This is a genomic window from Georgenia thermotolerans, from assembly GCF_009193185.1.
GTDB lineage: Bacteria > Actinomycetota > Actinomycetes > Actinomycetales > Actinomycetaceae > Georgenia > Georgenia thermotolerans.
The window spans coordinates 1-13371 of record NZ_VUKF01000070.1; the positions used below are offsets into that span (position 1 = coordinate 1).

Consider the following 13371-nt stretch of genomic DNA (forward strand, 5'->3'; position numbering starts at 1 on the left):
CTCGCCGGCCCGGCGCGGGACCCACGCCAGGCGGGCGCCGGTGCGGGCGGCCAGGGCGGCGACGGCGGAGAGGGTGCCGGGCACGGCCGCGGCGCGCTCGCCGACGACGACGACCGCGCCGGGGGCGGCCAGGCGCCGGGCGAGGTCCTCCTCGGGCCCGCCCGCGTCGATGCCGGCGAGCACGTGCGGCTCGGCGCCGGGGACGGTGGGCAGCAGCCGGGCGCGCATCTTCGTGGTGCCGCGGGTGGCGAAGGGGGCCAGGGTGGCGACCTGGACGGTGCCGGCCAGGACGCCCTTGCGCAGCCGCAGGAAGATCGTGCCGGCCTCGTCCTCGGGCTCGAGGCCCACGAGGAGGACCTGCCCGGCCTTCTCCAGGTCGCGGAAGGTCACGCCCAGGCCGGTGGCGGCCACGTGCTGGGCGAGGAACTGGTCCTCCTCGGCCGAGTGCACCCGGGCGCGGTGGTCGATGTCGTTGGTGCCCAGGGCCACCCGGGCGAACTTCGACCAGGCGTAGGCGTCCTCGAGCGTCAGCCGCCCGCCGGGCAGCAGGCCCACGCCGCCGGCCTCCTGGGCGCGGCGCAGCGCCGTGGCGGCCAGGTCGAGGGCCTCGGACCAGCTGGTCGGGACCAGCTCGCCGGTCTCCTCGTCGCGCACCAGCGGGACGGTGAGCCGGTCCGGGGCGCTCTGCCAGGTGTAGGCGAAGCGGTCCTTGTCGGTGATCCACTCCTCGTTGACCTCGGCGTCCTCCCCCGACAGGCGGCGCACGACGACGCCGCGGCGGTGGTCGACCCGGATGGCCGAGCCGCACGCGTCGTGCTCGGCCACCGACTCGGTGGAGACGAGGTCGAACGGGCGGGCCCGGAACCGGTAGGAGGCGGAGGTCAGCGCCCCGACCGGGCAGATCTGGATCGTGTTGCCCGAGAAGTAGGAGGAGAACGGGCGGCCGGAGATGTCCTCCTCGGCCGCGCCCAGCGGCCCGGAGGCCAGCGCCCCGGCCAGGCCGGGCTCGCCGTCGGGCCCCGAGACGTCCGGGGCCAGGGCGCGCAGCTCGGCCTCGGGGTCGGTGAAGTGGAGCACCCGGCTGTCGAAGGTGCCGATCTGGGAGCCGTTCATCCCGTGCACCTCGCGGCCGGGGGTGCCGCCGCCGCGGCCCTGCAGCGCGATGAACGGGTCGCCGGCGATCTCCGAGGAGAAGCGGGTGCACCGCTGGCACAGGATGCACCGGTCGCGGTCGAGGAGGATCTGGGTGGAGATCTTCAGCGGCTTGGGGAACGTGCGCTTGATGTCGGTGAAGCGGGTGGCCGAGCGGCCGTTGCTCATCGCCTGGTTCTGCAGCGGGCACTCCCCGCCCTTGTCGCACACCGGGCAGTCCAGCGGGTGGTTGATCAGGAGGAACTCCATGATCCCGTGCTGGGCCTTGTCGGCGACGTCGGAGGTGTGCTGGGTGGCGACGACCATGCCCGGGGTGGCCTCGATGGTGCACGAGGCCTGCGGCTTGGGCATGGCGCGCAGGTTGCCCTCGCGGTCGGGGGTGGAGATGTCCACCAGGCACTGCCGGCACGCCCCGGCCGGGGCGAGCAGCGGGTGGTCGCAGAAGCGCGGGATCTGGATGCCGGCCTTCTCGGCGGCGCGGATGACCAGGGTGCCCTTGGGGACCTGGACCTCCACCCCGTCGATGGTCACCGTGAGCATCTCCACCGGCGCCTCGGTGGGACGGTCGGTCGTCGCTGTCATCGGACACCTGCTTCGCTGAAGAGGGCCGAGGCCTCGTAGGGGAACAGCTCCCAGGCGGCGGTGTGCAGCCCCGCCTCGAACTCGGCGCGGAAGTGCTTGATGCCGCTCTGGATCGGCGTGGCGGCGGCGTCGCCCAGGGCGCAGAAGGAGCGGCCCAGGATGTTGCCGGCGACGTCGAGCAGCAGGTCGACGTCGGTGGGCAGGCCCTTGCCGGCCTCGAGGCGGTGCATGACCTGCTTCATCCAGTAGGTGCCCTCGCGGCAGGGGGTGCACTTGCCGCAGGACTCGTGCTGGTAGAAGTCGGTCCACCGGGCGATGACCCGCACCACCGAGGTGGTCTCGTCGAAAACCATGAGCGCGCGGGTGCCGAGCATGGACCCGGCGGCGCCGACGGAGTCGTAGTCGAGCGGGACGTCGAGCTCGGCCTCGGTGAAGATCGGGGTGGAGGACCCGCCGGGGGTCCAGAACTTCAGCCGGTGCCCGTCGCGCATGCCGCCGGCGAGGTCGATGAGCTCGCGCATGGTGATGCCGAAGGGCACCTCGAACTGGCCGGGGTTCTTCACGTGCCCGGACAGGGAGAAGATGCCGTGCCCGGTGCTCTTGGGCGTGCCCATGGCGGTGAACCAGTCCTTGCCGTGGCGGAGGATGCCCGGCACGGAGGCGATGGACTCGACGTTGTTGACCACGGTGGGCCGGGCGTACAGGCCCGCGACCGCGGGGAAGGGCGGCTTGAGGCGCGGCTGGCCGCGCCGGCCCTCGAGGGAGTCCAGCAGCGCGGTCTCCTCGCCGCAGATGTACGCCCCGGCGCCGGCGTGGACGACGATGTCGAGGTCGTAGTCGCCGTTGGGGCCGAGCCCGGTGCCGATCAGGCCGGCCTCGCGGGCCTCGCGCACCGCGGCGAGCAGGCGCCGGTAGACGTGCACGACCTCCCCGCGCAGGTAGATGAACGCGACGTTGCCGCCGATGGCGTAGGAGGTGATGGCCATGCCCTCGATGAGCGAGTGCGGGTTGGCCAGCATGAGCGGGACATCCTTGCAGGTGCCCGGCTCGGACTCGTCGGCGTTGACGACGAGGTAGCGCGGGCCGCCGTCGGGCGCGGGCAGGAAGGACCACTTCAGCCCGGTGGGGAAGCCGGCGCCGCCGCGGCCGCGCAGGCCGGAGGCCTTGACCTCGGCGACGACGTCCTCGGGCGTCATCGTCAGCGCCTTGGCCAGGCCCTCGTACCCGCCGTGGTCGCGGTAGGTGGCCAGCTTCCAAGGCTCCGGGGCGTCCCACAGGTCGGTGAGGACGGGGGTGAGCCGGTCCGGGGCGGAAATCGTCATTGCACGTTCCCCTTCGCCTCGTCGGCGCGCGGCTGCGCCGAGGAGTCCGCTGCGGTGGTGGGCTGGCGCTCGGCGCTGGAGCCCGCGGTGCCCACGGCGGGCGCCACGTCGCCGCCGGCGGCCTTTGCCCCGTCGTCGCTCGAGACCCGCGGGGCGGTCCAGCCGTGCTCGCGGGCGATGCGCAGGCCGAGCAGGCTGGGATCGCCGGCGGCGACGCCCTCGTCGGCGCGGCCGTCCTCGAACCCGGCCAGGACGTGGGAGACCTCGCGGAAGGTGGCCACGGTGCTGGCGCCGCGGGTGGGGTGCACCGGGCGGCCGGCGGTGATCTGGTCGACGAGGTCGACGGCCGAGGTGGGCGTCTGGTTGTCGAAGAACTCCCAGTTGACCATGACGACCGGGGCGTAGTCGCAGGCCGCGTTGCACTCGACCTGCTCGAGGGTGATCTTCCCGTCCGCCGTCGTCTCGTCGTGGCCGATGCCCAGGTGGTCGCTCAGCCGCTCGAAGATGAGGTCCCCGCCCATGACGGCGCACAGGGCGTTGGTGCACACCCCGACCGTGTACTCGCCGTTGGGGTGGCGCTTGTACTGGCTGTAGAAGGTGGCCACCGCGGAGACCTCGGCGCGGCTGAGGTCCAGCAGGTCCGCGCACAGGGCGATCCCGCGCGGGGAGACGTAGCCGTCCTCGGACTGCACCAGGTGCAGCAGCGGCAGCAGCGCCGAGCGCGGGTCGGGGTAGCGGGCGATGATCTGCGCGGCCTCGGCGCGCAGGCGCGCGTCGGCCTCGGGTGCGTAGGTGTCGCTCATGTCAGCGGTCCACCCCTCCCAGGACGGGGTCGAGCGAGGCCAGGGTGACGACGACGTCGGCGAGCATGCCGCCCTCGGTCATCGCCGCCGTGGACTGGAGGTTGGAGTAGGACGGGTCGCGGAAGTGCGCCCGGTAGGGGCGGGTGCCGCCGTCGGAGACGAGGTGGACGCCCATGACGCCCTTGGCGTGCTCGATGGTCTGGAAGACCTGCCCGGCCGGCACGCGGAAGCCCTCGGTCACCAGCTTGAAGTGGTGGATGAGGGACTCCATCGAGGTGCCCATGATCTCCTTGATGTGGCCCAGGGAGTTGCCCTGGCCGTCGGAGCCGATGGACAGCTGGGCGGGCCAGGCGATCTTCTTGTCGGCGACCATGACCGGCCCCGGGGTGGCGTCGAGCCGGTCGAGGACCTGGGTGACGATCTTGATCGACTCGTAGCACTCGTCGAAGCGGACCATCACCCGGTTGTAGGCGTCGGACTTGTCGCGCACCGGCACGTCGAAGTCGTAGGTCTCGTAGCCGCAGTACGGCTGGAGCTTGCGCAGGTCCAGCGGCAGGCCGGCGGCGCGCACCGAGGGCCCGGTCAGGCCCAGCGCCATGGCGGCGGGCAGGGAGATGTACCCGACGTCGACGTGGCGCAGCTTGTAGATGGGGTTCTGCGCCGACAGGTCCTGCAGCTCCTTGACCGACAGGCGGATGTTGGGCAGCAGCTCGCGGACGTAGTCGGTGGTGCCCGGGGGCAGGTCCTGGGCCACGCCGCCGGGGCGGATGTAGGCGTGGTTCATCCGCAGGCCGGTGATGCGCTCGAAGATGCGCAGGATGTCCTCGCGGCCGCGGAAGCCGACGGTCATCATCGTCGTCGCGCCGAGCTCGTTGCCGCTGGTGCCGATGGCCACGAGGTGGGAGGCGATGCGGTTGAGCTCCATCATGAGCACCCGGATGAGGGTGGCCCGGGTGGGGATCTCGTCGGTGACGCCGAGGAGCTTCTCGACCCCGAGGCAGTAGGCGACCTCCTGGAACAGCGGGGCGACGTAGTCCATGCGGGTGCAGAACGTCACGCCCTGGGTCCAGGTGCGGTACTCCATGTTCTTCTCGATGCCGGTGTGCAGGTACCCGGTGCCGACGCGCAGCTCGCGGATGGTCTCGCCGTCGATCTCGAGGATGAGGCGGAGCACGCCGTGGGTGGAGGGGTGCACCGGGCCCATGTTGACGACGATGCGCTCCTCGCCCAGGCGCTCGGCCTCGGCCGCGATCTCCGCCCAGTCGCCGCCGTCGGCGGTGAACTCCGGCGCGCCCGGGGCCTCGCCCGCCGGTCCGGCGGCGTGGGGCATGGCGTTGGTGGACGCGGACATCAGCTGTACGACCTCCGGTTGTCGGGCGGCGGCACGACGGCCCCCTTGTACTCCACGGGGATGCCGCCGAGCGGGTAGTCCTTGCGCTGGGGGTGGCCTACCCAGTCGTCCGGGAGCATGGTGCGGGCCAGGTTGGGGTGGCCGTCGAAGACGATCCCGAACAGGTCCCACGTCTCGCGCTCGTGCCAGTCGTTGCCCGGGTAGACGTCGACGACGCTGGGCACGTGCGGGTCGTTCTCCGGGCACGTGACCTCCAGGCGCAGCTGGCGGACGTGGGTGACGGAGAAGAGGTGGTAGACGGCGTGCAGCTCGCGGCCGACGTCGCCGGGGTAGTGCACGCCCGAGACGCCCAGGCACAGCTCGAAGCGCAGGTCCTGGTCGTCCCGCAGGGCCCGGCACACGGTGCCGATGTGCTCGCGGGCGATGAAGATCGTCAGCTCGCCGCGGTCGACGACCACCTTCTCGAGGACGGCGTCGGGGTCGAGGCCCTGCTCGGTGAGGATCTCGACGAGCACGTCGACGACCTCGTCGAACCAGCCGCCGTAGGGCCGCTCGGACGCCGGCGGCATGGCGACGGTGCTGACCAGCCCGCCGAAGCCGGAGGTGTCGCCGGGACCCTGGACGCCGAACATGCCGTGGCGGGTGGCGACGACCTCGAGCTCGGTGCGTCCCCCGCGGGGACCGGCGGGGATGTTCTGTGCGCCCGCCTCGGCGGCGGCCGCCGTCGCCCGCTGCCCGACCTCGGCGCCGGTGGCGCCGGGCTTGGCGGCCGCGGCCGCGGACTGCTTCTCGTCGTCTCGGTCGCTCACGCGAGCAGGCCCTTCATCTGGTGGGTGGGGGTGGCGGCCAGCGCGGCCTCCTCCGCCTTGCGTGCCGCCTCCTCGCGGTTGACCCCCAGCGGGGAGTTCTGCACCTGCTCGCGCAGGGCGAGGATGGAGTTGATGAGCATCTCCGGGCGCGGCGGGCAGCCGGGCAGGTAGATGTCCACCGGGACGATGTGGTCCACGCCCTGCACGACGGCGTAGTTGTTGAACATCCCGCCGCTGGAGGCGCACACGCCCATGGAGATGACCCACTTGGGCTCGGGCATCTGGTCGTAGATGTTGCGCACGACCGGCGCCATCTTGTGGCTCACCCGGCCCGAGACGATCATCAGGTCCGCGTGGCGCGGGGAGGCGCGGAAGACCTCCAGGCCGAAGCGGGCCATGTCGAAGCGCGGGGTGCCGGCGGCCATCATCTCGATGGCGCAGCACGCCAGGCCCATGGTCACCGGCCACTGCGAGCGGCTCCGGCTCCACCCGGCGACCTTCTCGATCGTGGTGAGCAGGAAACCGGCGGGTGCCTTCTCCTCGATACCCATGTCTGCTACCTCAGTCCCACTCGAGCCCACCGCGGCGCCACTCGTACACGTAGGGCACCGTGATGAGGAAGATGAAGCCGAGCATGGCCACCAGGCCGAAGGCGGCGAGCTCGGAGAACGCCACCGCCCACGGGTAGAGGAAGACCACCTCGATGTCGAAGATGATGAAGGTCATGGCGATCAGGTAGTACTTCACCGGGAAGCGGCCGGACCGCGGCGCGCGGGGGGTGGGCTCGACGCCGCACTCGTAGTTGGCGACCTTGACGCGGTTGTACCGCTTGGGCCCGATGAGCGCGCTCGCGACCATGCCGCCGATGGCCATGGCCGCGGCCACGCCCATCATCAGCAGCAGCGGCACGTAGGGGTTCGTCATCGTTCCTCCGCGAAAGCTCCCGGGACGCCCGCCGCCATGACGGACGTCTCATCATCAGCGTAGATGCTGCCGGGCATGACATTAGCCACAGTCCACGTCCGGTATGTCATGCGGCCGGCACCGCCTTGGTGGCGGCCGTGATCAGCCGGTCCATCCAGTCCCCGCCGTGACGGTCGAAACCGTCCGAGAGCAGCTTCATCACGAAGCGCATGAGGACCGGGCGGGGCAGGCCGTGGCGCACGCAGAACCGCATGATCTCGGGCCGGCCGATGAGGTGGGCGAAGCCGCGGCCGAGGGTGTAGTATCCGCCGAGCTCGCGCCCGAGGATCTCGGGGTAGGTCCGCAGCGCCTTCTCCTGCGCGTAGTGCGTGGGCCGGGCCAGCGCCTGGGCGATGACGTCGGCGGCGATGCGGCCGGACTGCAGGGCGTAGGCGATGCCCTCGCCGTTGAAGGGCGAGACCATGCCGCCGGAGTCCCCGACGAGCAGCAGGCCCTGGGTGTAGTGCGGCTTGCGGTTGAACGCCATGGGCAGGGCGGCGCTGCGCAGCTCGGCGACCTGGTTGTCCTCGGTGAAGCCCCACTCCTCGGGCACGTTGCGCATCCAGGTGCGGAACAGCGCCTTGTAGTCGAGGTTCGTGGCCTTGGCGGTGGGGCTGAGCGAGCCCAGGCCGACGTTCACGGTGCCGTCGCCCAGGGCGAAGATCCAGCCGTAGCCGGGCATGAGGTTGGACTCCCCCGGCTTCCCGTCCCACAGCTCCAGGTGCGACTCCATCATCGGGTCGTCGTGGCGCGGGGAGCGGAAGTAGGTGCGCACGGCCACGCCCATGGGCCGGTCCATGGCCTTCTCGATGCCCATGGCGGTGGCCAGGCGCGCGGAGACCCCGCCGGCGTCGACGACGAGCGGCGCCCGGTAGGTCATCTCCTCGCCGGTCCTGCGGCCGCTCGCGTCCACCCGGCGGGCCGTGACCCCCAGGACGCGGCCGGAGCGCTCGTGGCGCACGGGGCCGGTGACGAGCACGCCCTCCTCCAGGCGGGCGCCGGAGGCGACGGCGTGGCGGGCGAGGGTCTCGTCCAGGCTCATCCGGGCCTTGGCCAGGCCGTAGCTGGGCATCTCGGCCAGGTCCGGCCAGGGCAGCTCGAGGCAGTGCCCGGCGCCGTAGGTGCGCAGGCCCCAGTTGCGGATCCAGCCCTCGGACTCGGGGGTGGGCACGCCCATCCGGATCAGCTCGGCGACGGCGCGCGGGGTCAGCCCGTCCCCGCAGACCTTGTCGCGGGGGAAGGTGCCCTTCTCCAGGAGGAGCACGTCGTGGCCGGCCTGGGCGAGGTAGTGGGCGGTGGCCGCTCCGCCGGGTCCTGCCCCGACGACGATCACGTCGGCGTCGTCGTCCGCACGCACGAGGGCCCTCCCAACTCTGGCCGAGGAAAGGGGCGGCCGACTGGCCGCCCCGCCGCCGCGAGTCTACAAATGCCCGCTGGCGTCGTCTTGTGAGGTCAACCTAACCAGCGGTGAGCGGGGACACGTGGGACCTTTGGTCGCTGTGTGTCGTGCCCGGTGGTGGTAGGGCCGCCGGTGAGCGGGGCCGGCACCGACCACGGCCGGCGCCGCCCCTCAGGCCGGCCGGACCGCCCGGTGCAGGGCCACGATGCCGCCGGAGAGGTTGCGGTAGCCCACCTGGCGCCAGCCGGCGCGCTGCAGCGTGCGGGCCAGGCCCTGCTGGTCGGGCCAGCTGAGGATGGAATCGGTCAGGTAGCTGTAGGCGTCGGTGTTGGAGGAGACCAGCGAGGCCACGCGGGGCAGCACCTGGCGCAGGTAGGTCTCGTACACGCTGCGGAACGGCGCCCAGGTGGGGCGGGAGAACTCGCAGATGACCAGGCGCCCGCCGGGCCGGGTCACGCGCAGCATCTCGCGCAGCGCCCGGCCGGTGTCGACCACGTTGCGCAGCCCGAAGGAGATGGTCACCGCGTCGAAGGCCGCGTCGGCGAACGGCAGCGCCGTCGCGTCCCCGGCGACGAACGGCAGGTCCGGGCGGCGCCGCTTGCCCACCGCCATCATCCCGGTGGAGAAGTCGCAGGGGACGACCTCGACGCCGGCGTCGGCGTACTCCTCCGCGGAGGTCCCGGTGCCCGCCGCCAGGTCGAGGACCCGCTCGCCCGGTCGCGCGCCGACGGCCTTGCGGGTCGCCACGCGCCAGATGCGGTCCTGGCCCAGGGATAGCACGTCGTTGGTGACGTCGTAGCGCTGGGCCACGCCGTCGAACATCCGGGCGACCTCGCGGGGCTTCTTCTCCAGGCTGGCTCGGCTCATGGCGCCATCATCCCAGGTCGGCGGGGCCCGCGGCGCGGGCTTATGGTTGCCCCCGATGACCACCAGCCTGGGCGCACCCCGCGCCGTCCCGACCGAGGCCGCCGAGCGGGCCGCCGAGGCGGCCGCCGGGCTGCTCGTGCACACCGTGGCGATCGACGACGTCGGCGACCTGCTCGCGCGCCTGCCCGGGCCCGACCCGGCCCGGACCTTCTCCTGGGTCCGCCGCGGCGAGGGCGTCGTCGGCTGGGGCGAGGCGCTGCGCATCTCCACCGCCGGGCCCGGGCGCATCCGCGCCGCCGACGCGGCCTGGACCGCGGCCGTCGGCCGGCTGCGCGTGCACGACGAGGTCGGCCTGCCGGGCACCGGCGCGGTGGCCTTCGGCTCCTTCGCCTTCTCCCCCGCCTCCGCCGCGGGCGGCGTGCTCGTGCTGCCCGAGGTCGTCGTGGGCCGGCGCGAGGGCCGCTCCTGGCTGACCACGGTGCGACGGGCCGACGCCGGGCCCGCGGCCCGGGCGGGCTCCGAGCCGCCCGCGCTGCCCACGCCGCAGCCGGTGACCGCGCCCGGCCAGGTGACCTACCGCGACGGCGCGCTGAGCGCCGAGGCGTGGCAGGCCGCCGTCGCCGAGGTGGTCGGGCGCATCCGCGCCGGGGAGGTCGCCAAGGTCGTCATGGCCCGCGACGTCGTCGCCCGCGCGGCCGCGCCGCTGGACGTGCGCCACCTGCTGGGCCGGCTGGCCGCGGACTACCCCGCGTGCTGGACCTTCGCCGTCGACCACCTGGTGGGGGCGACGCCGGAGCTGCTCGTGCGCCGCGAGAAGGGCCTGGCGGCGTGCCGGGTGCTGGCCGGGACGATCCGGCGCACCGGCGACGACGCCGACGACCTGCGCCGCGCCGCCGAGCTGGCCCGCTCCTCCAAGGACCTCGAGGAGCACGAGCTGGCCGTGGCCTCGCTGGTCAAGGCGCTGCGCCCGTACTGCGCGAGCATCAACGTGCCCGACGCGCCGTTCGTGCTCCACCTGCCCAACGTCATGCACCTGGCCAGCGACGTCACCGGGGTGGTCGACGGCGCCCTGGGGCACCCGAGCACCTTCCCCACCCACGGCGCCGGCGGCACCGGGCCGTCCAGCCTGGCGCTGGCCGCCGCCCTGCACCCCACCGCCGCCGTCGGCGGCACGCCGACCCGCGAGGCGACGGCGATCCTCGCCGAGGCCGAGCGGATGGACCGGGCGCGCTACGCCGGCCCGGTGGGCTGGATCGGCGCCGACGGCGACGGCGAGTGGGGCATCGCGCTGCGCTCGGGCGAGCTGAGCGCGAGCGACAGCCACGAGGTGCGCCTCTTCGCCGGCTGCGGCGTCGTGGCCGCCTCGGACCCGGCCGCCGAGCTGGCCGAGTCCGAGGCGAAGCTCCAGCCGATGCGCGGGGCGCTGGCCGGGCGCTGAGGTCAGATCTTCTGGTCCTCCTTGGCCACCAGGGTGGCGGGGAGCTCGAGGGACTTCCCGTCCCGGATGACCGTGAGGGTCACCTTGTCCCCGCTGGCGTACTGGCGCACGAACCCGGTCAGCGACAGGGCGCCGTCGACGGGGTCGCCGTTGATGGCGACGATGACGTCGCCCGGCTGCAGCCCGGCGTCGGCGGCCGGGGTGCCCGGCTGGACGGCCTGGACCTCGGCGCCGGTGCGGGTGGCGCCGCCGTCGGAGGCCGTGCCGTCCTTCATCGTCACGCCCAGGAACGCGTGCTGGGCGACCCCGTCCTTGATGAGCTGGTCGGAGATCTGCTTGACGAGGTTGCTCGGGATGGCGAAGCCGAGGCCGATGCTGCCCGCCTGGCCGCTGGCGTTGGGGATCGAGGCGATCGAGGAGTTGATGCCGATGACCCGGCCGGTGGCGTCGAAGAGCGGGCCGCCGGAGTTGCCCGGGTTGATCGCGGCGTCGACCTGGATCGCGTTGGTGACCACCTGCACGCCCTGCTGGCCCTGGCCCTGGGTCTGCTCGCTGGTCTGCACCGGCCGGTCCAGGGCGGAGACGATGCCCGTGGTCACGGTCGAGCTCAGGCCCAGCGGGTTGCCGACCGCGGCGACCGGGTCGCCGACGACGACGTCGTCGGAGTTGCCCAGGGTGGCGGCGTGGAGGTCCTTGGGCGGGTCCTTGAGCGTGATGACGGCGAGGTCGGTGGCCGGGTCGGTGCCCTCCACGCTCGCCTGGTAGATACGCCCGTCGGAGAGGGTGACCTGGATGCCGCCGCCCGCGGCGTCGCCCACCACGTGGTGGTTGGTGACGATGTGGCCCTGGGCGTCGATGATGACGCCGGAGCCCTGGGCGGTGCCCTGGCCGGTCTGGACGGTGATGGCCACGACGGTCGGGCGCACGGCGTTGGCGACGTTGGCCCAGTCGGGGTTCTTCGTCGTCGACGTCACCACGGGCGCGGAGTTCTCGCGGTTCTCGCTCTGGGTGGTGGCGGTGGGGCTGCCGCCGGTGTTGCCGTCGAGGCTGCCGGTCAGGCCCGCGGTGCCGAAGCTGGCCAGGAGGGCCGCGCCGGCCGCGGTCCCGACCAGGGCGGCCCAGGTGGGCCGGCGGCGCCTGCCGTCGCGGGCGGTGTCGGCGCGGGGCGCGTCGGGGCCCTGCGGGCCGCCCGGCTGCCACGGACCGTGCGGGCCGAGCGGTCCCGGCTGGCCCGGCCCGGGGTTGCCGGCCTGCGAGCCGGTGCCGCCCTGCGGGCCGCCGGGCTGCGGGGCACCGAACGCGCTGCCGCGGTAGGGCCCCTCGGCCGGGCGGTAGGGGTTGTTCCAGCCGCCGTCGGTGCGGTTCGGGGCGGGCGCGGCGAAGGGGTCGGGCGCGCTGGTGCCCGATCCGCGGTTCGGCGCCCGCCAGGGCAGGGGTCCGGGCTGCTGGTCGTCGGTGCTCATGGTGTCCTCCGTGCTTGCCGTTGGTACCAGGTAACACCGACAACCTGACGGACGCCTTCGCACAATCTGGGAGGTTCCTGAGAGGACCATGGATCGGTCGGCGCGGCTCCCGGGGATCAGGCGGCCGCTGCCGCCGCGGGTCAGGCGGGCGCCGCCAGCGCGGAGCGCACCGCCTCCGCCACCCGGTGGCGCAGCTCCGCGCGATGCGCGCGCAGCCCGGCGCGGTCCACCGGGACCTCGACCACGCTGCGCCCGCGCACCGGGCGGGCCAGCACGTCGCGCAGCTGGCCGGCGTCCTCGACCAGCGCGTGCCGGGCGCCGTAGGCCTCGGCGAGGCGGGCGAGGTCCACGTGCTGCGGCGTGCCGAAGATCCGCTCGAACTGCGCGGCCCGCGCCGGCGCGCCGTGCTCGAGGGTGGCGAAGATGCCGCCGCCGCCGTCGTTGAGCACCACGACCTGGAGGTCCACCTCGTCCTCGAGCCGGCCGCGCAGCAGCGCCCCGGCGTCGTGGAGGAAGGTGAGGTCGCCCATGAGGGCGCGGACGGGCTCCTCCAGGCCGAGCGCCAGGCCGGTGGCGGTGGCGACGGTGCCGTCGATGCCCGCCAGGCCGCGGTTGGCGACGGCGACGGGCCGGTGGTCCGGGTCCCAGGGGGCGGCGACGACGTCGAGGTCGCGCACCGTGTTGGACGAGCCGGCCACGAGCACGCGCGGGCCGGCGCGGCCGGCGGCGCGCGCGACGTGCCGGGCGAGGAGCAGCCCGTCGAGGGGCCGGCCGGGCTCGGCGACGACCGCGTCGAGGGCGTCCTGGGCCGCGGCGCCGGCGAGGCGCCAGCGCTCGAGCCAGGCCGCGTCGGCGTCCGGCACGGGCTCCTGGGGCGCGGCGGCGGCGAGGACGACCCGCGCCGCGGTGCCCGCGACGTCGGTCCACTCCCCCTGCGGGGCGACCACGACGACCTCGACGTCGGGGCGCGCGAGCAGGGCGCTGACCGGCCGGGAGAGCGTGGGGTGGCCGACGAGGACCACGCGCTCGACGGCGCCGCCGAGGGCCGGGTCGCCCAGCAGCAGCCGGTACGGGCCGATGGCGTGGTCGCCGGCGCGGGCGCCGGAGGTGGGTTCGGCCAGCAGGGGCCAGCCGGCCGCCTCGGCGAGCAGCCGGGCCCCGGGACCGGCGCCGTCGCCGGCGACGACGACGGTGCGCGGGCCGCGGTCGAGCCGGGCGGGCG

At 74.0% G+C, this 13371-nt stretch carries 12 protein-coding genes; 1 reads left to right on the top strand and 11 read right to left on the bottom strand.

Annotation, left to right across the window (positions count from 1 at the left end; all coding sequences use genetic code 11):
* From GD970_RS20345 to GD970_RS20385, 9 genes are all read right to left on the bottom strand, one after another.
* Positions 1-1734 (bottom strand): NADH-quinone oxidoreductase subunit G (locus GD970_RS20345; protein WP_152204721.1); only part of this gene is annotated, 1734 nt, incomplete at its 3' end.
* Entirely contained in the window at positions 1731-3056 is a 1326-nt protein-coding gene (gene nuoF, locus GD970_RS20350; protein WP_152204722.1) for an NADH-quinone oxidoreductase subunit NuoF, read from the bottom strand. The genes nuoF and GD970_RS20345, both read right to left, overlap by 4 nt.
* Positions 3053-3859 (bottom strand): NADH-quinone oxidoreductase subunit NuoE, encoded by an 807-nt coding sequence (gene nuoE, locus GD970_RS20355; RefSeq protein WP_152204723.1) that lies wholly within the window; start codon positions 3857-3859, stop codon positions 3053-3055. The genes nuoF and nuoE overlap by 4 nt, the downstream gene beginning before the upstream one ends.
* A gap of 1 nt (position 3860) precedes the next feature.
* Positions 3861-5189 carry an NADH-quinone oxidoreductase subunit D gene (locus tag GD970_RS20360; protein ID WP_152204731.1) on the bottom strand — a complete coding sequence of 443 codons (1329 nt, stop codon included), beginning with the start codon at positions 5187-5189 and terminating at the stop codon, positions 3861-3863.
* Between the two features lie 20 nt (positions 5190-5209).
* Complete coding sequence (locus GD970_RS20365; RefSeq protein ID WP_152204724.1) at positions 5210-6019, bottom strand: NADH-quinone oxidoreductase subunit C; 810 nt, start codon at positions 6017-6019, stop codon at positions 5210-5212.
* Positions 6016-6570, bottom strand: a complete 555-nt coding sequence (locus tag GD970_RS20370; protein WP_152204725.1) for a NuoB/complex I 20 kDa subunit family protein — start codon at positions 6568-6570, stop codon at positions 6016-6018. The genes GD970_RS20365 and GD970_RS20370 overlap by 4 nt, the downstream gene beginning before the upstream one ends.
* A gap of 10 nt (positions 6571-6580) precedes the next feature.
* Positions 6581-6943, bottom strand: coding sequence for an NADH-quinone oxidoreductase subunit A (locus GD970_RS20375; RefSeq protein WP_152204726.1), 363 nt, complete (start codon positions 6941-6943; stop codon positions 6581-6583).
* Positions 6944-7049: 106 nt separating this feature from the next.
* Positions 7050-8339, bottom strand: coding sequence for a geranylgeranyl reductase family protein (locus tag GD970_RS20380; protein ID WP_152204727.1), 1290 nt, complete (start codon positions 8337-8339; stop codon positions 7050-7052).
* A gap of 213 nt (positions 8340-8552) precedes the next feature.
* Positions 8553-9248: a demethylmenaquinone methyltransferase gene (locus tag GD970_RS20385; protein ID WP_152204728.1), complete on the bottom strand. Its 696-nt coding sequence runs from the start codon at positions 9246-9248 to the stop codon at positions 8553-8555.
* Between the two features lie 55 nt (positions 9249-9303).
* Here GD970_RS20385 and GD970_RS20390 point away from each other — a divergent pair, with 55 nt between their 5' ends.
* Positions 9304-10686 carry an isochorismate synthase gene (locus tag GD970_RS20390; protein WP_152204729.1) on the top strand — a complete coding sequence of 461 codons (1383 nt, stop codon included), beginning with the start codon at positions 9304-9306 and terminating at the stop codon, positions 10684-10686.
* A gap of 2 nt (positions 10687-10688) precedes the next feature.
* Here GD970_RS20390 and GD970_RS20395 read toward each other — a convergent pair whose 3' ends face one another.
* Complete coding sequence (locus tag GD970_RS20395; RefSeq protein ID WP_152204730.1) at positions 10689-12149, bottom strand: S1C family serine protease; 1461 nt, start codon at positions 12147-12149, stop codon at positions 10689-10691.
* A gap of 140 nt (positions 12150-12289) precedes the next feature.
* The coding region (locus tag GD970_RS20400; protein ID WP_226925507.1) for a thiamine pyrophosphate-dependent enzyme at positions 12290-13371 on the bottom strand (1082 nt) is incomplete at its 5' end.

Bases quoted from the DNA above. Each gene is read 5' to 3' on its own strand.
- nuoF (WP_152204722.1), bottom strand. From the start codon at position 3,056: ATGACGATTTCCGCCCCGGACCGGCTCACCCCCGTCCTCACCGACCTG.
- nuoE (WP_152204723.1), bottom strand. From the start codon at position 3,859: ATGAGCGACACCTACGCACCCGAGGCCGACGCGCGCCTGCGCGCCGAG.
- GD970_RS20360 (WP_152204731.1), bottom strand. From the start codon at position 5,189: ATGCCCCACGCCGCCGGACCGGCGGGCGAGGCCCCGGGCGCGCCGGAG.
- GD970_RS20370 (WP_152204725.1), bottom strand. From the start codon at position 6,570: ATGGGTATCGAGGAGAAGGCACCCGCCGGTTTCCTGCTCACCACGATC.
- GD970_RS20375 (WP_152204726.1), bottom strand. From the start codon at position 6,943: ATGACGAACCCCTACGTGCCGCTGCTGCTGATGATGGGCGTGGCCGCG.
- GD970_RS20385 (WP_152204728.1), bottom strand. From the start codon at position 9,248: ATGAGCCGAGCCAGCCTGGAGAAGAAGCCCCGCGAGGTCGCCCGGATG.
- GD970_RS20390 (WP_152204729.1), top strand. From the start codon at position 9,304: ATGACCACCAGCCTGGGCGCACCCCGCGCCGTCCCGACCGAGGCCGCC.
- GD970_RS20395 (WP_152204730.1), bottom strand. From the start codon at position 12,149: ATGAGCACCGACGACCAGCAGCCCGGACCCCTGCCCTGGCGGGCGCCG.